Origin of the sequence: Paenibacillus jilunlii (genome assembly GCF_900102965.1) — a bacterium.
GTDB classification, from domain to species: Bacteria; Bacillota; Bacilli; order Paenibacillales; family Paenibacillaceae; genus Paenibacillus_AQ; species Paenibacillus_AQ jilunlii.
Genome location: NZ_FNGM01000013.1, coordinates 175512 through 200912, shown reverse-complemented (window position 1 = coordinate 200912; position 25401 = coordinate 175512). Strand labels below are relative to the sequence as shown.

General features: G+C 50.0%; 25 protein-coding genes. 6 read left to right on the top strand and 19 right to left on the bottom strand.

Features of this window, described 5'->3' with window-relative positions; genetic code table 11:
* Positions 1-227: 227 nt before the first annotated feature.
* From BLQ82_RS21455 to BLQ82_RS21445, 4 genes are all read right to left on the bottom strand, one after another.
* Complete coding sequence (locus BLQ82_RS21455; protein ID WP_062525847.1) at positions 228-575, bottom strand: DUF3221 domain-containing protein; 348 nt, start codon at positions 573-575, stop codon at positions 228-230.
* A 187-nt stretch (positions 576-762) separates the two neighbouring features.
* A complete protein-coding gene (locus BLQ82_RS31135) occupies positions 763-1356 on the bottom strand; it encodes an IS630 family transposase (protein WP_342028168.1) in 594 nt (197 codons plus the stop codon).
* Positions 1274-1822, bottom strand: coding sequence for a helix-turn-helix domain-containing protein (locus tag BLQ82_RS31130; protein ID WP_062525851.1), 549 nt, complete (start codon positions 1820-1822; stop codon positions 1274-1276). The genes BLQ82_RS31135 and BLQ82_RS31130 overlap by 83 nt, the downstream gene beginning before the upstream one ends.
* A 353-nt stretch (positions 1823-2175) precedes the next feature.
* The gene (locus BLQ82_RS21445) at positions 2176-2544 is read right to left on the bottom strand and encodes a MerR family transcriptional regulator (protein WP_244280912.1); all 369 of its coding nucleotides are present in this window, start codon (positions 2542-2544) and stop codon (positions 2176-2178) included.
* A 92-nt stretch (positions 2545-2636) separates the two neighbouring features.
* On the opposite strand from BLQ82_RS21445, the gene BLQ82_RS21440 reads away from it, so the two are divergent.
* Positions 2637-3347: an SDR family NAD(P)-dependent oxidoreductase gene (locus BLQ82_RS21440; protein ID WP_062525853.1), complete on the top strand. Its 711-nt coding sequence runs from the start codon at positions 2637-2639 to the stop codon at positions 3345-3347.
* 133 nt (positions 3348-3480) lie between these two features.
* On the opposite strand, the gene BLQ82_RS21435 is transcribed toward BLQ82_RS21440, so the two are convergent.
* The 4 genes from BLQ82_RS21435 to BLQ82_RS21420 form a co-directional block, all read right to left on the bottom strand.
* Positions 3481-4191 carry a DUF421 domain-containing protein gene (locus BLQ82_RS21435; RefSeq protein WP_062525855.1) on the bottom strand — a complete coding sequence of 237 codons (711 nt, stop codon included), beginning with the start codon at positions 4189-4191 and terminating at the stop codon, positions 3481-3483.
* A 101-nt stretch (positions 4192-4292) separates the two neighbouring features.
* Positions 4293-4976, bottom strand: coding sequence for a hypothetical protein (locus tag BLQ82_RS21430; protein WP_062525857.1), 684 nt, complete (start codon positions 4974-4976; stop codon positions 4293-4295).
* Positions 4977-5104: 128 nt separating this feature from the next.
* Positions 5105-5611 carry an SRPBCC domain-containing protein gene (locus BLQ82_RS21425; protein ID WP_062525858.1) on the bottom strand — a complete coding sequence of 169 codons (507 nt, stop codon included), beginning with the start codon at positions 5609-5611 and terminating at the stop codon, positions 5105-5107.
* A gap of 31 nt (positions 5612-5642) precedes the next feature.
* On the bottom strand, positions 5643-5966 hold the full coding sequence (locus tag BLQ82_RS21420) for an ArsR/SmtB family transcription factor (protein ID WP_060863707.1): 324 nt from the start codon (positions 5964-5966) through the stop codon (positions 5643-5645).
* Positions 5967-6426: 460 nt separating this feature from the next.
* Here BLQ82_RS21420 and BLQ82_RS21415 point away from each other — a divergent pair, with 460 nt between their 5' ends.
* Both BLQ82_RS21415 and BLQ82_RS21410 read left to right on the top strand, forming a co-directional pair.
* Positions 6427-7101: a class I SAM-dependent methyltransferase gene (locus BLQ82_RS21415; protein WP_341874817.1), complete on the top strand. Its 675-nt coding sequence runs from the start codon at positions 6427-6429 to the stop codon at positions 7099-7101.
* 72 nt (positions 7102-7173) lie between these two features.
* Positions 7174-8520: a DUF2252 domain-containing protein gene (locus BLQ82_RS21410; RefSeq protein ID WP_062525860.1), complete on the top strand. Its 1347-nt coding sequence runs from the start codon at positions 7174-7176 to the stop codon at positions 8518-8520.
* Between the two features lie 68 nt (positions 8521-8588).
* On the opposite strand, the gene BLQ82_RS21405 is transcribed toward BLQ82_RS21410, so the two are convergent.
* Positions 8589-10307 (bottom strand): Imm51 family immunity protein, encoded by a 1719-nt coding sequence (locus BLQ82_RS21405; protein WP_062525862.1) that lies wholly within the window; start codon positions 10305-10307, stop codon positions 8589-8591.
* Positions 10308-10391: 84 nt separating this feature from the next.
* Positions 10392-10850 carry an Lrp/AsnC family transcriptional regulator gene (locus BLQ82_RS21400; protein ID WP_062525864.1) on the bottom strand — a complete coding sequence of 153 codons (459 nt, stop codon included), beginning with the start codon at positions 10848-10850 and terminating at the stop codon, positions 10392-10394.
* A 178-nt stretch (positions 10851-11028) separates the two neighbouring features.
* On the opposite strand from BLQ82_RS21400, the gene BLQ82_RS21395 reads away from it, so the two are divergent.
* Together BLQ82_RS21395 and BLQ82_RS21390 are read left to right on the top strand one after the other, a co-directional pair.
* On the top strand, positions 11029-12198 hold the full coding sequence (locus tag BLQ82_RS21395) for a serine hydrolase domain-containing protein (RefSeq protein ID WP_082722772.1): 1170 nt from the start codon (positions 11029-11031) through the stop codon (positions 12196-12198).
* A gap of 26 nt (positions 12199-12224) precedes the next feature.
* Entirely contained in the window at positions 12225-13433 is a 1209-nt protein-coding gene (locus BLQ82_RS21390) for an MFS transporter (protein ID WP_062525866.1), read from the top strand.
* 180 nt (positions 13434-13613) lie between these two features.
* Here BLQ82_RS21390 and BLQ82_RS21385 read toward each other — a convergent pair whose 3' ends face one another.
* Entirely contained in the window at positions 13614-14012 is a 399-nt protein-coding gene (locus tag BLQ82_RS21385) for a tetratricopeptide repeat protein (protein ID WP_062525868.1), read from the bottom strand.
* Between the two features lie 87 nt (positions 14013-14099).
* The gene (locus BLQ82_RS21380) at positions 14100-15338 is read right to left on the bottom strand and encodes an ATP-binding protein (RefSeq protein WP_062525870.1); all 1239 of its coding nucleotides are present in this window, start codon (positions 15336-15338) and stop codon (positions 14100-14102) included.
* Positions 15339-15730: 392 nt separating this feature from the next.
* Between BLQ82_RS21380 and BLQ82_RS21370 the strand changes: the two genes are divergently transcribed.
* On the top strand, positions 15731-18127 hold the full coding sequence (locus BLQ82_RS21370; protein ID WP_062525874.1) for a putative bifunctional diguanylate cyclase/phosphodiesterase: 2397 nt from the start codon (positions 15731-15733) through the stop codon (positions 18125-18127).
* Between the two features lie 188 nt (positions 18128-18315).
* Here BLQ82_RS21370 and BLQ82_RS21365 read toward each other — a convergent pair whose 3' ends face one another.
* The 7 genes from BLQ82_RS21365 to BLQ82_RS21335 all read right to left on the bottom strand — a co-directional run bounded on the left by BLQ82_RS21365 (position 18316) and on the right by BLQ82_RS21335 (position 25384).
* Positions 18316-19320 carry an SIS domain-containing protein gene (locus tag BLQ82_RS21365; protein WP_062525876.1) on the bottom strand — a complete coding sequence of 335 codons (1005 nt, stop codon included), beginning with the start codon at positions 19318-19320 and terminating at the stop codon, positions 18316-18318.
* A 98-nt stretch (positions 19321-19418) separates the two neighbouring features.
* Complete coding sequence (gene aspA / locus BLQ82_RS21360) at positions 19419-20831, bottom strand: aspartate ammonia-lyase (RefSeq protein ID WP_074648478.1); 1413 nt, start codon at positions 20829-20831, stop codon at positions 19419-19421.
* 23 nt (positions 20832-20854) lie between these two features.
* A complete protein-coding gene (locus BLQ82_RS21355) occupies positions 20855-22042 on the bottom strand; it encodes an NAD(P)-dependent malic enzyme (protein ID WP_082722767.1) in 1188 nt (395 codons plus the stop codon).
* Positions 22039-23241, bottom strand: coding sequence for an MFS transporter (locus BLQ82_RS21350; protein WP_062525878.1), 1203 nt, complete (start codon positions 23239-23241; stop codon positions 22039-22041). The genes BLQ82_RS21355 and BLQ82_RS21350 overlap by 4 nt, the downstream gene beginning before the upstream one ends.
* A 52-nt stretch (positions 23242-23293) precedes the next feature.
* Positions 23294-23947 (bottom strand): amino acid ABC transporter permease, encoded by a 654-nt coding sequence (locus BLQ82_RS21345; protein WP_062525880.1) that lies wholly within the window; start codon positions 23945-23947, stop codon positions 23294-23296.
* Positions 23898-24626 (bottom strand): amino acid ABC transporter permease, encoded by a 729-nt coding sequence (locus BLQ82_RS21340; RefSeq protein ID WP_074648476.1) that lies wholly within the window; start codon positions 24624-24626, stop codon positions 23898-23900. Before BLQ82_RS21340 ends, BLQ82_RS21345 begins: the two co-directional genes overlap by 50 nt.
* Before the next feature lie 17 nt (positions 24627-24643).
* The gene (locus BLQ82_RS21335; protein ID WP_062525881.1) at positions 24644-25384 is read right to left on the bottom strand and encodes an amino acid ABC transporter ATP-binding protein; all 741 of its coding nucleotides are present in this window, start codon (positions 25382-25384) and stop codon (positions 24644-24646) included.
* Positions 25385-25401: the final 17 nt, after the last annotated feature.

Here is a 25401-nt window from a genome sequence, read left to right as displayed (position 1 = left end):
TGCCGCTGTCATGTGCGTCTAAATATGTGCTAAGACGGGTTACTTTATCCCTATTCTTTTTGTGTTTTACAGTTTCCTGGAAGTGAGTTTGGTCATTTATAGTAATTATATTGTAGTTTTCCTCTTTGATGACAATAATGTTGGTTGATATAACTTTTATTTCACACAAAAAAGCGTCGCTTCTTTTGGAAACAACGCTCCCACATACTTGATTTTATTCTTTGGAATCAATTTTTAATTTTAGTGATTTTTTTGGCGGTTACTTGTGCTGGAAATGAATCATCACTTACTGTATAGGATATTTCAATTTCATCACCTTGTTTATAATTAGAAGGTGAAACTTTATTTACCCAAATGGCCTGAGAGTACTCACTAGAATTAATAACTTCTTTGTAATTCTTGTTCAAGTCTTGTTCTTTCAAGTGAGATATCACCAGCATCCTTTTATTCTCTACATCAATTGTGTGTACGGTTCCAATAAATATTTCAACATCCTTATTACATGAAGTGAACAAGAACAAGCAAATAAAAATTAAAATAGGAGTCCTCTTAAAGGAACTATTTTTTTGAACCATGGATTTCTCCTTTGATTTTACGGCATTAATTTAAAATTGGTTGCGCTGGTAAAGCATTCAATACGTTTTGGATATACGAATATACAGCGTTCCCATTGTGGCGGCCTTTATTAACTCCCATTAATACAGTACTATAATACGTTGGTGCACCACTGTCTCCTGGTGCAGACGTGTAGCTAGTGCCCCTTCAGACAACCTTGATCTTATTTTGCTCGCGTAGAATAATGGCCTTGCGTTTATTCTTGTTTCGCCAGCGAAGATACGCTTGAATCGCCAATGCTAGATCTTGTTGTTTGGCAAAATCACTACCTTCGAGAACAAATTTTCGAAGGGGTCCAAAATGACATTCGATTCGGTTAAGCCACGATGCATACGTTGGAGTATAGATTAATTCCACATTGTTCGTTGCGGCCCATTCTTTCACTTTGTGGTGCAAATGCGGAGAAAAATTATCCAGAATGATATACAAGCGTTCCGACCGATGAAACCGGCGCCGGAGCACACAGAAGAAACGAAGAATATCCTGATGCTTCTTCGTTTTTGAAGCATGACCATACAACTGATCTGTTTTCAAATCCAGTACAGCAAGTAAATGCTTCACGCCATGCGGTCGGTTGTAGGTCGCCCGAAGCCGAATCGGTCTGCGTTTTTGAAACCAGCCTTTCCCACGGTAAGGTTGAAGTGAAAGCGGGCCAAATTCATCCATACAAATTACACGCCCGTCCGCTGGAGGGTTCTCGTAGAGGTCTTCGATTCGTTTTTTTAGACTCGAATTCTGGATCGTTTGAATCCTTCCACGTTTTCGTATTTTGATACGTAATCTTGGCTTCGCCCAGGATCACCCGAAGCGTTTCGATGGAGATGGGAGACACGATCTTGCGTTCTTCTACGGCTTGCTTCAATTTCGAGAGCGACCAATGGGTAAACGGATAGCCGGCTACTTTGGGAGGAATTTGCGCAAGTTCAATGATCTTGCTGCGTTCTTCTGGAGTAAAGGTAGGCGGACGTCCCCCGCAGTATTTCGGTTTCAATGAAGGCAACCCCTCCTGGTTGAATCGATGAATCGTATGCCGGATATGTTCACCGGAGATATGATAAAGTCGGCTGATTTCAGGTACTTTCATTTTTTGGGCGGAGGCCAAAATGAGTAAGGCTCGACGGACCTGAACCGGATCGGCTCCCTTACGGGCAATCCGCAGGAGGCGGTTTCCTTCATCCTGAGTTAAGTCACGAACAAAAATAGTCATGTTGCTCACCTCGAGAGAGTTGGATTTACGTATAATTACCCGTTTTCCCAACTATGATCTCGGATGGGGCACTAGTTCGTGCATGTGAATCCCTTCATTGTGTTCAAAATCTGGAGTGTTTTTGAAGCATTCCACTTTCCGTGTGATTGCACTTTGTACAATAGAAAGCTAAAATTCTTGCGGCGAATCGCATTCTGCTGTATTTCGTGCAGTAGATTTCTTGATTTTGGGCCATAAACGCCTTTTTCGCCAGATTCTGCTGTACAGAGTGCAATAGATTCCATTTTTCCGCTGATTTAGGGATCATCTATTGTAGAAAGTGCAATTGAATGCTGGCCAGCCCAGTCTAAGTTTTAATAATTCTCCCCGCGGTAATAACGCTCAAGCTTGTGCTCCAGGTGAATGAGTTGGGCTTTTTTCTTGTCGATATCGTCCAGCAGGGCTTGCTTTTGGTCCTGGATGAGCTTGATCCTCTCCGGCAAGGTGGACGTTCCGGCTTTGACCATGTCGTAGTACTTCTTAATCTCCTCTACACTCATTCCGGTTTCACGCAGACATCTAAGAAAGATCAGCCAATTAATCTCGTCATCGGTATACAGCCGATTGTTCTGTTCGTTGCGGACAACAGGATCGAGCAGACCCTTTCTCTCATAAAAACGGATTGCCCCTATGTTGAGCCCTACTTTTTTGGCAGCTTGTCCTATCGTAAAAATCCTAATCACTTCCTAAAATTTAGTGTTGACCTACACTTAGTGTAGCATAGTAAGCTACGAATTGTTGATAGATACTATTCCGCAGAGAAAGAAGGATAACCATGACAAAAATTGCTTTGGTAACAGGTGCGAATAAAGGGATTGGCTTGGAAATCGCAAGACAGCTTGGTGAAGCCGGATGGAAGGTATTGCTTGGCGCACGCAGCATCGGACGGGGGGAAGCGGCAGTTGCTGAATTAACCAGCCAAGGGCTGGACGTGGAGTTCCTGCAGATTGACATGACGAATCTGGAAAGTATTGAACAGGCAGCCGGTACCATTCATAACAACTATGCTGAGTTGACACTTTTAATTAACAATGCAGGTATGCCGGGCGCCTTCTCCAGCTCGTTCAGCAATACTCAGGAAGAGCATTTGCGGGATGCCTTTGAAGTGAATTTCTTCGGAACCTTCCGCTTGAATCAACGTCTTTTCCCCTTAATTACAGAGAATGAAGGAACGATTGTGAACGTCTCCACCGATATGGCATCACTGCACTTTATGCAGAATGCGGAATACGCGCTGAATGCGTTCGACTACAATTCCTCCAAAACGGCAAACAATGCGATGACAGTCGCGATGGCCCTGGAACTAAAGAACAGTAAAGCCCAAGTATTCTCAGTAACCCCCGGATTCACGAAGACGGACCTAAACGGCAACGCAGAAGGCGGACAATCTAAAGAAGCCGGGGCGGCTATTATTGTGGGCTACGCTACGGATGGTAAACGCCACAACGGAGAATTTTTGGATCTGAACGGGATTTACGCCTGGTAACAGAATTTCCACAACCTGCTCCTTCATCACCATTATAGGGTTGCCAAAAAACCGGGGAAGCCTATGCTTCCCCGGTTTGTATGCCTGCGCCAGCTGCAGGACTTATTCCTACTTCCGCTTAACGCTCCCATGGCTACTCCCGATCCAGCGGCTGCTGCAGTCCGTCTTCATAGAAATCGAACACGAGCTGCTGCTGTGTGCCTTTTACCGCATAGAACACATCTGCCAGCGTCTTCCCCTTCTGCTTCTTGTCCAGCTCCTTCTCCAGCCACTCCCGGGTCAGGCCGTTCTGCTTGAGATTGTCCTCCACCAGCTTGCCATCCATAATCAGCTCCACGGGAAAAGCCTGCGGTTTCAGCGCCAGCCCCAGATCCTGCTTCGTAACGAACTGGTACGCTTCCTTCTTGAGAACAGAGACCTGTCCGTTGTCCTCAAGCACCGCATAATCAACCTCTTCAATATTAAAAATGTCCTTCTTCCTCAGCGCCTGATCCAGCGAATCCATGGTATAGCGGATCTTCCGCATGTTGGCTTCCATGATTTTGCCTTCTTCGATCAGGACCGTGGGAGAACCGGAAATCCAGCTGCGCAGGCGGCGGCTTTTGAGGGCAATGAAGGAGAGCAGGAACGAGGTGGCCGTTATGACGACTATCGACAGGACAAGATAGGTTGATTTCAGACTGACATTGAACGCCAGATTCGCCGCAAGGGAGCCAAGCGTAATACTAATCACGAAATCGTTGGACGTCATATTGGAAAGGGTCTGCTTGCCCAGTATTCTCGGGATCAGCAGCAGCAGGCCTACCGATAGAATGGTTCTCATCAGAATCTCTGCATAGTTCATTTTTCAGCCTCCTCCCCCCATTATTTCCAAACGTGTTCAAAAGAAACGGGAGCCGGGGAATCCGCGGGAGGAGATTCATTTCGATTTGGCAAAAGATGGATTTACAATACCCTTTCCATTACATGCTTGGCGAAATCCGGTTTGAAATGTTGTTCAATTACAGTCTCATTCCCTGGGGCACCCCCATGCTGGACCTCTAACAACCCCTTCTCAACCTTCAATTCTGTTTTTGGCAAAAAATCATACTGATCAAAGGTACCTTCCCGGGTAAGGAATTGCAATAGAAAAGCCCCGTCTTTCGATACATCGACCAGATAAAAGGAAATCCCGTGGCAATCTGTATAGTTCGGTGTGATCACGAAGACCTCGTGCCCAGGGAATGCCAGCTTTTTTAATGGAATGGTCTCATTCCGGGGCTGAATAAAGCCGGTCAATGAGGGGAGCGCCAGCTCCGTTACTATGTTAGCCGTATTTGTGAACTGTACTTTATAAGTACCGCTAATCTTATAATCTTCTGCGGTACCATAGCAGCTAGGGGCTCCCAATGGTTCAACGTTTTCCTGGACACTGGACCGGATTTCCAATTCCCCGAACTCCGATTCTCCGGCTGCTCTTACTTTTGGATTGGCTATTGGAGTAGGAGAAGGGCTTGAAGAGGTCACTGCCATTGCCCCAGTATCCGGGGCCGCGCTGACGCTGTTTGCGGACTCCCCGGCCTTCGTGCATGCCGAAACCACAACAAGTAAAGACAATCCTATAACAACTTGCATAAATCGTTTTAACATAAATTTTCACCCTAGACAAATATATCATTTTTTCCATTTGAATTAGAATCCCTACACAACAAAAAGAGGCTCTCCCAGCCAACATCACGGCTTATGGGATAGCCCCCTAATTTGTGTATACTCTTGCCCTATTGAACCGACTGCAAATGCTCTTCGAGGCGGTCCCAGGTTTCGGTAATGCCTTGCTCCATACCCATATCCAGTACCGTCTTGAGCGCTTCAGCCGAGTCATATTTCGAACGGCTTACCAGCTTCGTTTTCCCGTCGTATTCTTCAAAGAGCATCGTGACCAGCGTAGACGGCATCCCTTCGGCTTCATTACCTTCCGCATCCGAGAAGTAATCGGTGTAGACGACTTTCTCCCCGTCAATAATTTCATGATAGACCCCTTTGCCCCAGGACTCCATTCCGTAGAAATCCCCCTGCTTCTCGTCGACACACTTCATACAGTAATGCCAAATGCCGCCCGGACGAAAATCAACGGTGCACACGGGAACCGTCCAGCCGCGCGGGCCCCACCACTGCTTCAAATGCTCCGCCTCGGAGAATACTTTGAATACCAGCTCGCGGGGTGCATCGAATACACGTTCAAGAACCAGCTCAAGTCCTTCTACTCTGGAAATCATTTTGGACATTTCAATTCCCTCCTGTAAGTAACGTTCATTGTCATTCCTTGTCTTTGGATTGCAGGTGCCGCAGGTACTCATCCAGATTGTCGAAACGTTCATTCCACATCTTCCGGTAGGCTTCAAGCCATGCATCCAGTGCCTGCAGCGGCTCCGTCCGCAGCCTATAATTCCGCCGGTTAGCGGCTGCCTCTACCTCAACCAGTCCGGCCTCCAGCAGGACGCGCAGATGCTTCGAGGCCTGGGGCTGTCTGAGCCCAAGTTGTTCGGCAATCTCGCCAACACTCAGAGGTCCGTTCTTCAGCACCTCCACCATCCGCAAGCGGGTGGGTTCGGCTAACGCGCTAAATGTCGTTGTGTCCATCATTCTGATGTTCCTTTAGTGAAGCATTAGATTATTGTTGGGTACACCAGTAATATACTCCAATAAGAATATTCCCGTCAAGGAATATTTAAAAATTATTCTCAGAATTGCAACTACTCTAAAGGAAGGCTATCTGAGTTGAACTGGAGAACTTGAAAGCTCGGGGTATGCAATGAAGCTCATCAGGAACGAAAGCTAAGTGGAAAAAGTAAAACTAATTTGCTGAAATCCTTGCTATAAAAGGTTTTAGTTGGATTTTGTCCACCTAATTCATGCCTATTCGCCTCATACGGCCACTTTCAGCCGAATTAGTGGTACTTTTTCCAACATAGGAATTCCGATAAGCAAAGTGAGTTCGATTAGTGAACCTTTTTCCCACTAAAGATGATTGCTCTGTTCATAAATCTCTCATGTAACCTTCATATTTCATTGGAGAAAAGCTTTGCAGGAAGATTAGAGTTTGCTGAGAACACTTAAGCTGGTGATGCGGCCCCAGGGGATTTATAATAACAGAAACATTGAAATTCTATTCATAGAGAGTAAAGAGAGGAACGGATACATGCTCATCCTCCAAATCACGTGGTTGCTCGCACTTGCCGTTCTCTTATCGGTGATGTGGATCGTCGTAGACACCTGGAGGAACGGGATCTCCCCGATGCCCGCCTCGAAGGCTGTAAGGCTGGCGGTTGCCGGGGAGGTGAACCGGGTGCCTGGCTATGGCACGATTATCGAAGCAGGGTCCGGCTGGGGCACATTGGGGCTGGATATCGTCCGTCAATGTCCGGGCAAAAGGCTGATCGGCATTGAGAATTCAATTCTCCCCTTATGGTGCTCACGGCTGCTGGCGCGGATTGCTGCGCGGCTCCCACTTTCAAGGAATGGCCAGGAACCGCTTCAAGGCCGGCTCCGCTTCACCCGGGGCGATATCTACCGCAGCTCATACGCCGATGCCGATATGGTCCTCTGCTATTTGTTTCCCGGCGCCATGGAGCGCCTTGCGGCCAAGTTCAGGCAGGAGCTTCCCCCCGGGGCGGTGGTAATCAGCATTTTTTTTGCCCTGCCGGATATGCAGCCGGTCCGAACAGTCACCTGCAGAGATACGCTGCGGACTAAGTTGTATGTGTATTCTTTTTAAAAATAAAAAAAACATACGCCATGATTTCGTTCTTATCCCATCTTTATTCAATCACGGCATAGGAGGCTTCCCATGATCGACAAGTCTATTACCGAAGGCGTCATCCGCACCCGCACCAAGCTGCGCAAGGATCTGCTGATCTCCATCTTTGATGAATTCGACGGCAGCATTATGGGGCTCAGCGCGGAGAAACGGGCGGAAAAATATCTGAAAATGTCGCAGAATGCTTTTTCCTTTTACCGGGGCAGTGCGTACTTATTCTATTTCGATACCACCCGCCAGTATTTCCCCTACCACACCGCAGAGGACCGGCCTACCTGGATTCAGGGGGATTTGCACTTTGAGAACTTCGGCGCGATCCGAAGCAGTGACGGGGAGATCGTCTATGACGTCAATGATTTCGATGAGGGCTATGTGGGTTCTTATCTCTACGATCTCCTGCGCATGGCAGGCAGTATCGCCCTGGTGGGCAGACAGCTCGGGTACGGTGAAGCTGAACAGCTAAGCTGTATTGAGCGCTTCGTACAGGCCTATGCCAGACAGATCCGCCGGTTCGTGCAGGGCAAGGACAACCCCGCCACTTATGTGCTGGATGAGGGAAGGGCCAAAGGTCCGGTGAAAAAGCTCCTCCGCAAGCTGGAGAAACGCAGACAGGCACATTTTCTGGAGAAGGTGACAGCTCAAATGCAGACTGGCCGGGTGTTTCTGGAGAATTCTGAGCTGGCTGTCCCGGGGCAAGCCGAACAGACCCTCCTGGAGAGCGCCTGGGCATTCTATATGCAGACCATCACTTCCCGCAGCCAGGACGAGAATCACTACCGGATGAAGGACATTGCCGTCAAGCATGGTTCAGGGACCGCCTCCATTGGGCTGGACCGCTACTACATCCTCATTGAGGGCGGGCAGGAGCAAGAGGATACAGACGATACTGTTCTTGAGGTAAAAGAGGTCCGGGTGCCGGTGCCGGCCTATTTCATGCCCTATTCCGAATCCTTCTGGCAGTATTTTGGACATCAGGGGAAGCGTGTAACAGCGACACAGCAGGCCATGCACCACAAGGCCGATCCATATCTGGGTTTTCTTACGCTGGAGGGAAGACATTTTTATGTAAGAGAACGTTCGCCTTATAAAAAAAGACTGAAGCTGAAAGACATCACCAGTCCAGAGGATATGAACCGGGTCCTTGAGGGGATGGGCTGCCTGACCGCCAAAATGCATGCCCGGGCCGATATAGATGTAGACCAGGGGATTCTTCCTTATCATAGCGAAGAGGAAATCGCCAAGGCCATGGGGCAGGACCCGGATGCTTTTGCCCGTTATCTCTCCCGGTGGGCTTACGGGTATGCCAATCAGGTGGAGAAGGATTTTGGTGTGTTCACGGAATGGGTCAGCAGAAACAGCAGTACCGTCCTTGCATAAGGACGGTACTGCTTCAGCGGGAATCAGACATATAATAGGGGACCCTAATTCCTGCCCATGGGGGATAATCAGTCCAGCTCAGCGCGGGAGAACAGGTCCCGGATCAGGGACTCATCTTCGCAAGCCTTTTTGAACCCGGCAGTAAAATTAAGGATAGCTTCCCTATTGCCGGAGTACGCGCAGAACATATCAGCTTCCGGGTCAAAATGGACCGTCCCCGCCAACTCCGGCATTTGCTCCTCCAGATAGACGGCCGCCAGGGAAGCCCAGTCGTACCCGTTGCCTTCAAAACCTTCTTCTGCCCTGGTGTCGAACAGCTCCGCCAAGTAGGTGCCCACATTCAGAATGACGGACATGCCGCCATGATCCTGCTCCACCAGGATGAACGGGGCTACACTTCCGGCTGCGGGCACGGCAACGTTCTTCAGCTTGTACAGCAGCTCCTCTTTGGCCTCATCCGTGAAGGCAAGCGCGCCACCGCGTTCAACAATCCTTCCCTGCCGGACCCGCTCATCCAGCCAATCGGAAATGAACGCTGGCGCATAGCCGCCAGTTCCGAATTCGCCGCCGAACGCAATCATTTTGGAATAGACCTCCATGTATTCGTCGCGGTTCGTATCCGGGTAGGCTTTGGTGTACAGCCAGAACTGCACATCGTACATCAAGGTAGACCGCTCATCGGCATGGAGAGAAAAATGCCCTTTTTCTTCAACAATTGCCGTACAGACCGTGCGGATTATTCCCTCGATGTTCTCTATCTCCGTGACATTGCCGCACAGCTCCGCAAGCAGAGGAGAGAAGGCTCCATGGGCTACCTTTCGCAGATCCTCCTCTTTGTCCTCCTCGGACGTATCGAAGACCTCTTCATTTACCAGGCCGCGTACAAAGCTCTCGAAATCTTTGGCGAGAAAGGTAATCTCGTAATCCGCTTCCTGATCCACGTGGATCACTGCCGGTTCGCCGTCCCTGCCGCAGGCCCGGTAATCCAGCATGATCACATCATGTCCTGCGGACGGGCAGTCCCCGAATACCACGCCAATATCGGGATAACCCCATTCTTCAATCATGAACTGGCTGCCTAATTCTCCGCACAGGGAGTAGGTCTTCTCCCGTCCAATGCCCATAATTCCCGTGATGGCCACATGGTCTTCAGCCCAAGAGGTGCCTTCCTCCGTAGGGAAACAGGTGTCACGGGGAATGCCTCCGTTATGCTGCTTCATCATCTCAATATAAAAAGCCGGCAGCTTATACCCCAGCTCCTGCTCCACAGAGGCAATCAGCTCGTCCGTAGGCGGCTCGGACACATACGATTCCAGCGCATAGTCGCTATCCTCCCAGAAGTCTGCGAACTCCTGGGGATCAAAGCGCCCGCCGCCGGAGTGTCCGCCACCGCTGGCCTGTGCAGCCGCAAAACGCTGCTGTTCCCGCGCCTCCCGCCCGGCCGCCCGGCGGCTCCAGTCAAGCAGCTGAAGAACTACTTCATCTCCAGGCTCCAGCGCATCCGCAAGCTCAAATTCACGGACTGCCTGATCATATTGCTTCAGATAGTAATAGGCATACCCTACCCGGTAGTGCCAGATGGGGTCCTGTTTCCCTTGCTCCGCAATACTCAGCAGCTGTTCCAGCGCTTCGCTGTAGCGGTCCAGATTGTTCAGCGCCCTGCCGAGCTGGCCAATGAGCACGTAATCCCTGTCCGGTTCGGGAATGTCCATAATACGTTCTACGATTTTGGCATACTCATCTTCTTCATGCCACCGCGCCAACTGCTCCAGCAAATTTTCTTCCACTATGTATGTACCTCCTTAAGCATTTATTCTTTATTCCCCTCTAAGGGGAGGAGTTAAACATTTCCATTCGGTTGGGTCCGTTTTCTACTCGAGCAGGTTTGGGCTTGCTCCTTCCAGCGAAGGAATAAGATATTTATGATCAATGGGCGATGACATCACAATTAGTATGGTATAGTTCCCGTATTTATCGCATTCATTGCCGAACTGCTCCAGGGCTTGTGTGGAATCGGTCATTACTTTTAACAGGTAGTTGTGCTCTCCACTGATCCGGTAACATTCAACGACCTCCGGAGAGGAGCGGCAGAAATCCATGAAGGCGGTACATTCTCTGGAGTGGAACAGCATATAGGCGGCCGCATGTTTTCCAATCTTTTCGGGCGAGATTACAGTACGATACCCGCTGATCACCCCGTTTTCCTCCATACGTCTAACCCTTTCCGTCACTGCCGGTTGTGATAAGCCCACACATTTCCCGAGTTCCGTCATAGATATTCTCGCTTGGCTCTGAAGATGAAACAGAATCTGCTTATCCGTATGGTCCATCCCATTCAACTCCTTTAATTTTAAGGGACTTTGTGCAAACTGCCTTGTTTTTAACCGCCAAACAGCTGTTATAGCTTTGTTGCCTTATGTAAGCCGGTTAACTAATTTTATATAATATACTTACAATAGTAAAGCAAATGCTGCTTTAACTATAACGAAAGGATGATCACTGTTGAGTATACTGCATTCGAACACGATTAACCTAGACCGCCTCCCGGAACGCATTGATAAAGTAATTGACCAGACGCTTACTGACAAGCGCCTGGCGGGCGCTGTCATCAAGGTGGCGGTAGATGGGAAGCTCCTATATAGCCGGGCTGCCGGCTTTGCGAACCGCGAACTGAACCAGCCCATGCGGGAGGATGCGTTATTCCGGCTCGCATCGGTTTCCAAACCCATTACCTCTACAGCTGCGCTGGTACTAGTGGCCCAAGGCCGCTTGCAGCTTGATGACCGGGTGGACCGCTGGCTGCCGGAGTTTCAGCCACGTCTGGAGAACGGCGAGCGACCGGCAATCACGATCCGTCACTTAATGACGCACACCGCTGGTCTGACCTACCGTTTCTTTCAGGAAGAGGGCGGCTCCTATGAGCAGGCCGGGGTATCCGATGGCATGGATCAGTCCGGCATCACCCTGGATGAGAACCTGCGGCGGATCGCCTCAGCCCCGCTGCTCTATACGCCGGGCACCCAGTGGAGATATTCTATCGCAACAGATGTGCTGGGGGCTGTGATCGCAAGGGTTGCCGGGACCACGCTCAGCGAAGCTATTGATGCACTCGTGACCCGGCCACTCGGCATGAAGGACACCGGCTTCCTTGCAGTGGACCCGCAGCGGCTGGCCACCGCTTACGCCGATGACGTTCCCGGTCTGCGGCCTTTGCACAATCCGGACAGCCTTGCTTTTATGGAGGGTACAGCAGGCTTCCGGCTTTCCCCTGGACGGGCGCTCGACCCTGCCGCCTATCATTCCGGGGGAGCCGGCATGGTCGGCAGCACCGGAGACTTTCTGCAGCTGCTGGAAACCTTGCGCAAGGGAGGAGCGCCTCTGCTGCCGGAACCTCTGGTCCGTGAAATGACCACCAATCAGATTGGGGATCTGCACATGCCCTTCTGGCCAGGACGGGGTTTTGGCCTGGGGATTACGGTGCTGAAAGACCCTATTGCAGCAGACACTGCGGAATCGCCTGGCACATGGCGCATGGGAGGCACCTATGGTCATTCGTGGTTCGTCGATCCGGAGCAGCGGCTAAGCGTGGCAGCCTTCACCAACACCGCATTGGAGGGGATGTCAGGCCCGTTTACCATTGACCTCTGCAACGCCGTCTACGGCAGATTGAGCAAATAAATACTATCCTTAGAGAGGTGTACACAATGAGCAGCACCACGGCTTCCGCCTCCCCGCCAGTCCCCGGCACTCCAGCTTTCGGGCGGCTCCCTTGGGGGAGCTTGCTCGCCCTTGCTATGACTGGCTTCATCTGTATTCTTACCGAAACAATTCCTGCCGGTTTATTGCTCCAGATCACTCATGGGCTTGGAGTGACGGAGGCCATGGCGGGTCAACTTGTTACCTTATACGCGCTAGGCTCACTGTTGGCAGCCATTCCATTAACCGCTGCGACGCGCGGTTGGCAGCGGAAACCTCTGCTTCTGCTGTGTATCCTTGGTTTTCTCGTCTTCAACACCGTTACCGCATTTTCTTCTAACTATACGCTGACGCTGGCAGCACGCTTCTTCGCGGGCGTGTCTGCCGGTGTCCTATGGGGAATGTCAGCAGGTTATGCCCGGCGCATGGTGCCGGAGCCGCTGAAGGGACGCGCAATGGCCGTTGCAATGGTAGGTACACCTCTTGCTCTGGCGTTCGGTGTTCCTGCCGGAACCCTGTTCGGTGACCTTGCCGGCTGGCGCAATGTCTTCGGAATCTTGTCGCTGTCCGCGCTGCTGCTGGCCGTCTGGGTGCTTTGGAAGCTTCCGGACTATCCGGGAGAAGCTGCTGACAAGCGGCTCCCTCTGCATAAGGTCTTCACTGCCCCAGGAGTTCGCCCGGTACTGTTTGTCGTGCTGGCATGGGTACTGGCACATAATATCCTTTATACCTATATTGCACCTTATCTTACCCAGACGGGATTTGCCGGGCGCGTGGACTTAGTGCTGCTTATTTTCGGGATTACAGCGCTACTTGGCATCTGGCTGACCGGTGTATGGATCGACCGCCATCTGCGGCTGCTGGTTCTGGTCAGCCTGGCTGCGTTTGCCTTGGCCTCCGTCCTGCTGGGCATAGTCAGCAACCAGCCTGGCGTGATCTATCTGGTGGCTGCAGTGTGGGGGCTGACATTCGGGGGAGCTGCGACTCTGCTGCAGACAGCAATTGCTGTAGCTGGCCGCGAGAGTGCGGATGTGGCTCAGTCGATGCTGGTGACAGCATGGAATCTGGCGATCAGCGGCGGCGGTGTGATCGGCGGCATTCTTCTCGAAACAACGGGTGTCCGTTCCTTCCCTTGGGCACTGTTTATTCTGCTGAGTCTTGCCCTTCTAATCGCTTGGCGAAGCAGAGCACATGGATTCCCCGCAAAAAGGCAGTAGCATTTCAACCTCTTCCGGACCAAAAGCCCCCATCTGAACCTCAGATGGGGGCTGCCCGTTTCATGCTTAGGAAATACTGATCTGATCCAGGAAAAGTAAAAAGGCTCTAAACTGCTGCCCGGACTCCGAACAGTATAGTTTAAAACCTCGTTCTCCTTATTCATTAAGGATAAACCGCTGCTATTCCTCTTCCTCTTCCCCGTCAGAGTCCTTATCTGCCGGGGCTTCAGCAGCCTCCTTGCGGCTCCATTCCAGAAATTGAATGGTATCTTCATCTTCGGGGTCCAGCTTATGCGCAATCTCAAATTCCCGGATCGCATCCTGCAGCTCATCCAGATAATAATGGGCGTATCCCACACGGAAATGCCACAGCGGGTCCTTTTTACCCTTATCCGCTGTCTTCATGAACCACTTCAGTGCCGACTTGTACCGCCCGAGATTGTTCAGTGCTCTCCCCAAATGGGTGGCCAGCTCATCATCAATCAATATCGTCGGCGTTTCTTTGATCCGGTCTACGATTTCCTGATATTTGTCCTCCTCATGCCACTTATTTAATTGTGCGATAAGTTCTTCTCTCATTGCTTATGCCTCCCGGTTGAATTCCTGCAAAATTCTCTGCTTAAGAAATACTTTACCATTATTGGACAGGTGTCTGCCACAGAACGCTCAGGTAGGGATGGTGATCAGGAAGGTTGTACCTTTCCCCTTTTCACTTTCCACTTCTATAATCCCCTTGACCTTATTGATAGCGCTGTACGCCATCAGCATACCGAGACCTGTCCCTTCTTCCTTGGTGGAATAATACGGCTTGCCAAGGCGTGAGATTTCTTCCTTGGTCATACCGATACCGGTATCCTGAATACTGATGACGATGTTTTGCTTTTTCTCCGAAATATCAATGGTGAGCGTGCCCCCGTCCTTTTCCTTCATCGCTTCGATCCCGTTTTTGTAGAGATTAATCAGGCATTGCTGGATCTGGTTTTTGTCATAGCATTTGTTCAGGGTGTTGTTGAAATTGAATTGAACATCCACTTTATGAATGGTTGCGTAAGGCATGATGATGTTCTTGGTATACTCGGCTTCCGCTTTCATATTGGAACACACCATATTATCGGATTGCGGCTTGGCAAAAGAGAGGTAGTCGCTGACGATCTTCTCCGCACGGTTCAGTTCCAGCAAGGATAACTCGACATACCCCTTTTCCTCCGGTGTAATCGTAATCGATTTATTCAGCAGCTGCAGGAAACCGCTGGTTACCGTAAGCGGATTCCTGATTTCATGCGACACGCTGGCTGCCAGCTCACTGACCACATTGAGGCGTTCAGACTGCAGAATCCGGTCACGGTTTTTAATATTGGTAATGATCTGCTCGATGAGAATCATAATAATGCTCATCACGGCACCATGCGTCAACAAGGCATAGACCGTAAGTCTCCAGAATTGCTGATCCAATTTGTCCGTCATCAGTCCCAGAATAATCAGGTACATGCCCATGGTTAACGCAGCGATGAACACTGCCCACAGAATGCGGCGTTTGGAAGACAGCTTGATGAAGCGTTTGCTGAGATATGGCACCAGCAGCAGCACCGCTGTTGAGAACAGGAAGGAGGGAAAGGTCCCCGCTCCCCCCAGATAGAACCGGTAAATGTTCATGATCGCGTACAATGGAAGCGCACTCCAATATCCGCCAAACAGAGCCACGAGAATAAACGGAATATATCTTAGATCATAAATAAATCCCATTTCCAGCTTAATCGGCTTGGCAATGCATAAAACCATCGTTACCGCAGACATAAAGACCAGAAGCTTGTTGTTGTACGGGTATGCTCTATTCTCAAAGAAAATCACCACGATTAAGACCGGAAACAACAAGAACAGGAAATTTAAAAGTAAGGTTTCAAACAATGGCTAACTTCCTCTCAGTTTGTCTTGCCAGTATGTTATTTCTATTATAAGGAAAGTTTAGACAACTCCCTATAACTATTTTATCGGAATTTTTCAGCTCTGCACTTCGATTATATACAGAAAAAACCAAAAGTTGGACAATTTTTTTAAGGCCGTTCATCTTTCGGACTTCGGACACCCTGGATTTTATTGGGTACGCATATGCACACTTAGCGGCCTGCAAAACACCGCTAACGCAAATTGGAGGCCATATGTCATTATTTTTTCGTATTTCTATCATAAAAGCAGTTTAATTGCTCCCTTTGCGGTTTAATTACGATAAATGTCCTATGAAAAAAGGCCTACATAATTTAACTTTTATATTATATCTACATAATGAAAGAGGTACACCGATGTTATACTTAGAACTCCTGAATATGAACTGGCTGCAACTGGCTCTGGCACTACTGGCAAGCCTGGCGGCCTGCACTCTCATTGTCTTCGGAACGGTTCCCTTCCGCACTCATGCCCAAGGCCTGCAGGTCTGCTTCACCCGGACGAAGATGATACTGCTGGGGACCGCCACCTTCAGCGCTTCCCATATTCTGATCCCTTTATCTATTAACCTGCCCCTGGCTCCGAAATATTACATCCTGCATCTCCTGTTCACCATGGCCGGCTGCTGGGCTGCCACCTACTTCGGTATCTGGTATTCCAGTATGCCTCGCAGCCATACAAGCCGCCACTTCAGTATCAGTCTGGGCATTGCCGGCATCATTCTGGTGTTCGATTACCTGAATATCATCTTTCTGTTCCGTGACTATGTGGTCTGGAAGCCCGTACTCGTCCTTATGACGGCAGCTTCCGCGCTCAGCCTGTGTCTGGCCATCCTTCGTGTCCTGGTGATCTCCAACCGCAACCGCGAGTATCATCTTCATTCCAAGGCTACGGTTCCCGGCATTGTGCTCTGTGCAGCAGGCCTGCTGTTAATTCCGCTGCTCTGTGCCTTCTCGGTGCTTCCGGTCGGGAGCCCCGCTCCGGGAAGTTACCTGCAGCTGATTCCCTACATCTTGTCGCTGTTTATCAGCAGCGGCCTGTACATCATTCCGGATGCCTACAGAGACACCCGGCAGGAGCGCCAGAACCGCAGAATCATAGAGACAGAGCAGCACTATATGTCGCTGTTTGAGTACAACCCGGACAGTGTGCTGGCATTCGATGCCCAGGGGATCGTCACCGGGCTGAACCGCCAGGCCGAACTGCTCGCCCGGCAGCTCGGTCAGGAGCTGGTCGGAAGGCATTTCTCGGATCTTTTTGAGGGGGAATACCATGCACTGGCCCAGCATCATTACCGGCATGTTCTCCGCGGCAAATCCAGCACCATCGAGCTGGAGCTGAGAAATCCCGCTGGCGCTATGCTGACCTTCTGGCTCACCTCGCTGCCGATTGTGGTTGAAGCTGTGCCGGTAGGCATCTACAGCATCATTAAAGACATTACCAAGAATAAAAAGGACCAGGAAACCATTCGTCATCTAGCCTATCAGGATGAACTGACCGGGGTTGCGAACCGCCGCTCCTTTCATAATCTGCTGCTGGAGCATACGGAGCATAACGGCGTTCCCGCCTACCCGTTCACACTGTTCTTCATTGACCTTGACCGCTTCAAGCGGATCAATGATTTATTTGGCCATTCTTTCGGTGACAAGGTCCTCCAGCAGGCGGCCAGCAAGCTGAAGCGCTGTCTCCCTTCCTCCTGCAGCATCGCGCGGATGGGCGGGGACGAATTTACAGTGCTGGTGCCCCATTTGCGCTCACGGGCAGAGACGGAGTCCCTCGCTGCCGGCATCGTGGAAGAATTCGCCCATCCCTTTGAGGTGGGCAACCATTCGGTCAAACTGTCTGCTTCAGTAGGAATCGCCCGCTTTCCGGAGGACGGGCTGGATGCCGACTCTCTGGTGAAGCACGCCGATACCGCAATGTACAGCGCCAAGGAGAACGGCAGCTCCCAGTACCAGTTCTACGATGCGGAACGCGACCAGACCAGTCTGGAGCGGATTATTCTGGAGAATGATCTGGAGCAGTCGCTGGACAATGACCAGATCAGGCTGTTCTACCAGCCCAAAATCGATATCCGCAGCGGTGAAATCGTTGGTCTTGAAGCGCTGGTGCGCTGGCAGCATCCGGTTCTGGGCATGATTCCTCCCCTGGAGTTCATTCCGCTGGCGGAGAAATCGGGATTCATTATTCCGCTGGAGCAGTGGGTGCTCCGCACGGCCTGCACCCAGGTAAAAACCTGGGAGCGTGAGGGCCGTCAGGTCGTTCCCGTGGCCGTGAATGTCTCGCAGATTCATCTGATGAAACCGGATATTTTCCAATCGATTATGAGTACAATCCATGAGCTGGATTTCGATACCCAGCTGCTGGAGCTGGAGATTACAGAGAGTGCGATGATGCACAATGAAGAACATGTGATCAGCATCCTGAATGATCTCCGGAGGGCCGGAATTTCCGTATCGATGGACGACTTTGGGACAGGCTACAGCTCACTCAGCTATTTGCAGAGCCTTCCTATCGGCTGCCTGAAGATTGACCGGTCCTTTGTCCGCAAGATCACTACAGACACCGACAGCCGGGCTATTGCCGAGATGATTATCTCGATGGCCAAGCAGCTTGGGCTGACCATCGTCGCCGAAGGTGTGGAGACGGAAGAACAGGTGGAGCTGCTCAAGGAAATTCAGTGCTACAATGCCCAGGGCTTCTACTATAGTAAGCCGGTAAGCGCGGACGAGATTACAGGCATATATTTGTAGAGTTATTCTCATGATTTTTGGGGAAGAGGCTGAGCGCCTGGATGAATGAATTGATTTCGAGAAGTCATTAGGCTGTTAATAAAATTATAGAGAAACCCAGATCATAAATGACCTGGGTTTCTTTGCGGAAAGGAGGAGTTCTTTTACGGAATCTTATGTTTATAAAAGAAGTTTGTTATTTACCAAACTTAATAAGGAACCTTGAACATATAACGTCTTTCTTCCAGTGGATGCCCGGTAGCCTTAGCAAGCTCAACCGCATATACACGCAATACAAGGTTCATCACCAGTGGGGCGATATAGCCCTTCACTTCTTCCTCTATGCCGGCCAAATCAAATTGCTCAGCATCGATCACCAGCATCTTTTCCCCGTGTTCCTTCAGGAACTTCAATGCCCGCTCTTCCATCGGACGTGTTTCATCAAGGCCCATCAATAATATGAAAGGAACATTTTTGTCCAGGATTTCAAACGGACCATGAAAGAATTCCCCGGCATGAATGGCGTGTGAGTGAATCCACTGCATTTCCATCAGGATGCAAATTGCAAAGGAATAGGCAATCCCGTAGTTTGATCCGCTAGCCATGGTATACATTATTTTTTCATCTTTATACTCGGCGGCGAACGCCTTGGCTGGAGCAAGATACTGTACCTTGGCTTTCTCCAGCACCGTATCCATGTTCTCTAAACTGCTTAGAAGCTTCAAGTACAGGTCATTTCCCTCCTGCACATATAAAAGCCCCATGGAAAGACGGTACAAAATGGAATAGTTCATGATCTCGGGAAGTGGATCAAGCTCCCCCGGAGGCGCCCAACTGTAATTAACAATGAAATCCGATTCATCAGCTAGCGGAGCGGTATCTACATACATCAGTGAGACTACAAGAGCTCCCTTGGATTTAGCAAAATGTGCAGCTTCCGTGGTCTCAGGCGTCTTTCCTTTATGAGAGCAAAGGATGACCAGAGAGTCCGCTCCAAGTGACTTAGGATTGCGGTATATGAACTCATTGGAGCTATAGATTTCTGCTGTAATATTACTGGATTCACGGTCAATAAAATATTTGCTTGGATACATTAAGGCTGACGATCCGCCGCAGGCCACATAAAAGACGTTATTAATGGTTCTCTGCTTAAAAGCCTCCAGAATCTTTTCCACTTGGGAATGCGCTTTAGTTAATCTGTCTACAGTACTCATTGCATGATTACCTCCATCACTATATTTTGTTATATGTTGTTATATTATAATATATAACATCTAGATTGTGTGAAGTCAACCTGTCTTTGCAGGTTATTCTAATTCACCGAACCTGCGATGCCGGGCTCTGTCATGCGGTAGGGGTTGAGGATACGGTCCAGCTCTTCCTCTTTCAGCAAGTTATACCGCAGGCAAAGCGAACGGACAGAGTCTCCTGTCTGAATCGCTTCATGAGCAATCCTTGCCGCCTCTTCATAACCTAAATAAGGATTCAGGGCAGTAATCACCCCTACACTCTGCTTGACATAGCCTTCGCATCTCTCTTTATCCGCCGTAATTCCATCGATGCAATGATGCTGAAAAGCCCCTAACGTACGATTCATAATGCTTAAAGACTGGAGCAAGTTAAATACAAGCACAGGCTCCATTACATTCAATTCAAGCTGTCCTGCTTCCGAGGCCATACAAATCGTATGATCATTGCCAATAACTTGAAAGGCCACCTGATTCACAACCTCACACATTACAGGATTCACCTTGCCCGGCATGATGGAAGAGCCCGGCTGCCGGGCAGGAAGCTTAATTTCTCCCAGACCGGCCCGTGGCCCCGAAGCCATGAGACGCAGATCGTTGGCTACTTTGGACATATTGATCATAGCGATCTTGAGCGCAGCAGAGACCTCCGTATAGGCATCCGTATTCTGGGTGGCATCGGGCAGATGTGCTGCGTTCTCTAACGGATAACCGCTTATATCAGCCAGTAATTGTACAACCTTGCCTATATAGCGGGGGTCAGCGTTTAATCCGGTACCCACAGCAGTAGCCCCCATGTTGATTTCATACAAATGAAATTTGGTCTGCCTGATCCGTACCAAATCCCTTTCCAGCATTCTGGCATAGGCGGCAAACTCCTGTCCGAGCCGGATGGGAACCGCATCCTGAAGATGGGTCCGGCCCATCTTGATAATGTCATCAAACTCTTCAGCCTTTCGGACAAAGGCACCGTGCAGGCCTGTCATAGTCTCCAGCAGCTCATCCATCAAATAGAGGACGGCAATATGGGTAGCCGTGGGAAAGCTGTCATTGGTGGACTGCGACATATTCACATGTGAATTAGGGCTAACGATGGTGTAATCGCCTTTTAATCCCCCAAGCAGTTCAATCGCACGGTTCGCAATCACCTCATTAGCATTCATGTTAATCGATGTGCCCGCCCCGCCCTGTATGGGATCTACCTTAAACTGCTCACTCCATACCCCTGCGATCACCTCATCCGCAGCCTGTACGATTACATGTCCTATCCGTGAGGGTAGGTGGTGGATATCCATATTGGCAAGGGCTGCAGCCTTCTTGACCATGGCCATGGAGGTGATTAAGCGTTCATGAATAGAGTAGCCTGTGATCGGAAAATTCTCGATTGCCCTCAGCGTTTGAATTCCATAATAAGCCCCGGCGGGAACTTCCATTTCACCGAGAAAATCATGCTCCACCCTGACAAGATCATTTAACAAAGCGGAGAGCCCCCTTTTATCCCTTATATTTCAAAGCCTGGCGGGATGATGTTTGCTATACCGCTTGATATCGCTGCTTCAATTACAGCTTGCCTTACCTTAATAACGACCTGCTCGTTGAACAGGCTGGGAATAATATACGTTGCGCTCAGTTCGCTATCCTTAACCACCGCAGCGATAGCGTGGGCGGCTGCCAGCTTCATCTGGTCGTTGATACGCTGCGCCCTGCATTCCAGTGCCCCCTTGAAGATTCCCGGAAAAGCCAGCACGTTGTTGATCTGATTGGGATAATCACTTCGTCCGGTAGCATATACGCGGGCGTATGGCAGAGCAAGCTCAGGCGATATCTCCGGTTCGGGATTTGCCATAGCGAACACGATAGGCAAGCGGGCCATGCGCTGCACATCCTGCGACCGCAGAATGCCGCCGCGGGAGACGCCGATAAAAACATCCGCTCCGGCAATCACCTCCTGCAGCGTACCGGGCTGATCCTCGACCCCGGACTGCCCGGCAAGCCATTGCCACTTGGGATGAGCATAATTTCCGCCTCTTATGAGCGCACCCTCCTGATCGACAGGAACCAGATGCCGGGCACCCGCTGCAAGCAGCATTCTGCAAATGGATACCCCTGCCGCTCCAATGCCATTAACAACAATACGGACATGATCTATTTGTTTGCCGGTAACCTTCAACGCATTGATCAAACCTGCCAAGACAACAATAGCTGTTCCATGCTGATCATCATGGAAGACTGGAATATCCAGCTCCTCCTCCAGACGGCGCTCAATCTCAAAGCATCGCGGCGAGCTGATATCCTCCAGATTAATGCCGCCGAAGATAGGCGCAATAGCTTTTACCGTACGTATAATTTCCTCGGTATCCGTGGTATCCAGGCAGATCGGAAAGGCATTGATACCAGCCAGCTGTTTGAACAGCACTGCCTTCCCTTCCATGACCGGAGCGGCAGCATAGGGGCCGATATTGCCAAGTCCCAGCACAGCGGTTCCATCCGTCACGACGGCAACCATATTCCGCTTGACCGTCAGTGCATAGACCTGTTCCGGGTCTTCATGAATCGCGGTGCACACCTGTGCTACCCCGGGAGTGTATACACGGGCTAGATCATCATGGTTGAGGATTGGCAGATTAGGCTGGGTGCATATTTTACCACCCTGATGAGCCAAAAAAATCCGGTCGGTAATGTCGATCATACCTTCAGTCTCCCCTCACGTCTCTTCACTCTTCCGAGCGAGGCAAAGCCCGCTGCTCCAAGCAGACTCATAACAGCAGCCCCCTGGAACAAAAGAGAATAGCCTCCACGTTCAACGACCCATCCGCCTACATTGCTGGCTACAATTCCTGCAACATTCGTATAGACTACAACGAACAGGGAATGCGCTGTTGTCTTTGCCTTATCCGAACTGTTGTCATAGGCATAGTTCACACCTGCCGACAAAAACAGGGCATAGGTAAGTCCGGACAGCATCTGGTTGGCCACAAGAATTTCAAATGACGGCTCCAGCGAAAGCACATACCATCTGAGCGCACCCGCCAGTGAAACAACAGTCAGTATTTTGACATAACCGAATTTCCTGATGAGATAACCTGAGAATAAAAAGACCGGAATCTCTGTCAAAGATGCAGCAGTATAGAGCAGACCGATTTTCGCCGAAGCCTCTCCCCCAAAATGGCTGATATATACGGAGTAAAAGGCATTATTCATTTGCGGCCCGATCGCTGCCAAAAATACAGGAATGAGAAACCATACAAATTTCGGTTCCTTTAATAAGGTGATCATTCCGGCAGTCATCCCGCTTCGCGGCGCCCTTTTTCCCGTCATCTCCGGTTTCGGACGACTCTTTCTGTCTCCCGGGATTGAGAAGGTAAACAGACAGACTAAGGTCATGGTGAGGATGTAGGCCGCAAACACAGTGGACACTCCGAAATGTTCATACATCTGGCCGAATACGGTCACAGCCAGACCGAAGCTGATCGATCCCACCACCCGAATGGCTCCATAGCTAAGCGAGTTATGTTTGGCATGGCGCACAGTAACGGCATCAATCACCGGTAAAGTAGCGGATGAGAAGACTGCCAGCACAACAGATATCACGATATACAGCCAGAAGTGATGCCCTGCAAACCGGTAGGCTATAACTACCCAAGGTGTAATTCCTGTACTGATGAGCAGCAGCCATTTAGCCATGCCGTAATAATCAATGAGCATGCCCCAGAGCGGCTGTACCAAAAATCCAACCAAAGGACCAATAGAGAAAATAAGTCCAATCTGCTGTGTCGATAATCCATCCTCAGCAAACCAGTAGCTGATGAAAGGCAGATAAGAAGCGTAAGCAATGTAGAAAAAATAATTATAGACATGCAGGGAATATTTCCGGTAGCTAATCTTCATAAGCCCCTCCGGCTGCAGCAGGTTAAGGTTTCAATTGCCTAGTGTTTAGCCGTTAGCGGTACGAACGCTCCAAACGTTTCGCCCAAATGGACAAGGGGTAACAGATAACAAAATAAACCAACAGCACCAGCACATAGATCTGAAAAGCGATGGAACCTCCCTGCATGATCTCCACCCGTTCAATCACGAGCTGGGCAGACTTGAGAAAATCCAGATTCCCTATCAAAACCGACAGGGTAGTGGACTGCACCAGATTGGATAAAAGCCCGATAATCGACGGGAGCATCCGGCGGAATGCCTGCGGCAGGATCACATACCGCATCGTCTGCATAGAGCTCAGACCAAGTGAATGGGCTGCTTCGAATTGCGTAGGAGGGATTGACTGAATCGCTCCGCGCACAGCTACGGATATGTTAGAGCTGCTCCAGACACTAAGTGCGATCATCGCTGAAATATAACTGTTCACATAAATGCCTAGCTCAGGGAGCATAAAGAAGACTATGAATAAGGTAATGACGATAGGCAGTCCCCGAAAGAGTTCCGCGTAGCCTCTGGCAATCGACGAGATGAGCCTGTTCTTTGCCATTTGGAGCACACCCACACCGATTCCGGCAATCAGCGCGATACACAGGCAGCTAATGCTTAGAAGCAGCGTGTTAATTACCCCTTCTAAAAGAAAGTGCGAGTTTTTCAACAAAACCTCCACGGCCCTTTCCCCCCTTCACCGTCTTTTTGTTGAAATCCAGTCTTCTCTCGATCCTGCTGAACAGATAGGAGGCTCCCCAGATCAGCGCTAAATAAATGACTGCAATCGCAAGCAGCATTTCATAGGTTTTAAAATCATAGGCCATACGGTCCACCGCAACAAAGGTCAGTTCGACGACACCAATCCCTGTCATATAGGCCGAATTTTTGATCACGGAAACCGCTGTATTGGAGAAGGCCGGAAAGCTGATCCGAAACCCCAGAGGGACAATGATATGCCGTACCACCTGCCATCTGCTGAGTCCGAGGGATTCACCGGATTCAATTAAGGATTTCGACACAGCATCTGTACCTCCACGAAAGTTTTCGACCGCAAAGGCTCCGCCCCACAGAGAAAGAGTCACAATCCCCACGGTTACTGCATCCAGCTTAATTCCTATCATAGGTAGACCAAAATAAACAAAGAATATGTGCACCAGAAGAGGGGTGTTCCGGATAATATCTACATAAACAGCTACAATTTGGGATACTACCGGCATCTTGAGTGTTCTGGCTACAGCCCCGCTGAGGCCAATCAGGAGTGAGAACAGGATACCCAGCACGCTGATAAACACCGTCATTTTAAGGCCTACCATAAGCAAGGGCAGCGTTTTAATGATATAGCCGAAGTCAAAGCTCAACCTACTCACCCTCTCTTTTACATCACATTGCGCAGAAATTGCCGGGTCCGCTCTTCCTGGGGATTGCCGAATATTTGCTCAGGAGGACCCTGTTCCACGATCACACCCTGATCCATAAAGATAATCCGGTCACCCACATCGCGGCCAAAGCCCATCTCATGCGTAACGATGATCATAGTAGTTCCGGTATGCGCCAACGCCTTCATGACATCCAGCACATCCCGGACCCGTTCAGGGTCCAGTGCAGAAGTAACCTCGTCAAAGAGGATAACTTCCGGATTCATCACCAGAGAGCGGGCAATCGCTACGCGCTGCTGCTGTCCTCCCGATAATTGCGAGGGATAGCTGTCCGCTTTATCAGACATGCCTACCTGCTTCAGCAGTTCCTCGGCGCGGGGCAGCACTTCGCTTTTGGTTTTCTTCTGCACCTTTAATGGAGCAAGCAGCAGATTCTCCATGACGGTAAGATGAGGGAAGAGATTGTAACTCTGAAAAACCATCCCGATCCGTTGGCGGACCTTTTGAAGGGAAGCTGGGGTATACTCAATCGCAGCCTCATCGATAAAGATCTGCCCGTCGTTAATTCCCTCCAAACCGTTGATGCAGCGGAGCAGCGTGCTTTTTCCTGATCCGCTGGGACCTATAATAACTATGACTTCCTGGGAAAATACTTCAAAATTGACCCCCCGGAGAATCTGAAGCTCCCCGAACCGTTTGTGCAGATTGCGGATCGTCAATTTGGGTTTGTTCGTTTCCATCGTATGGCCTCCTAAAT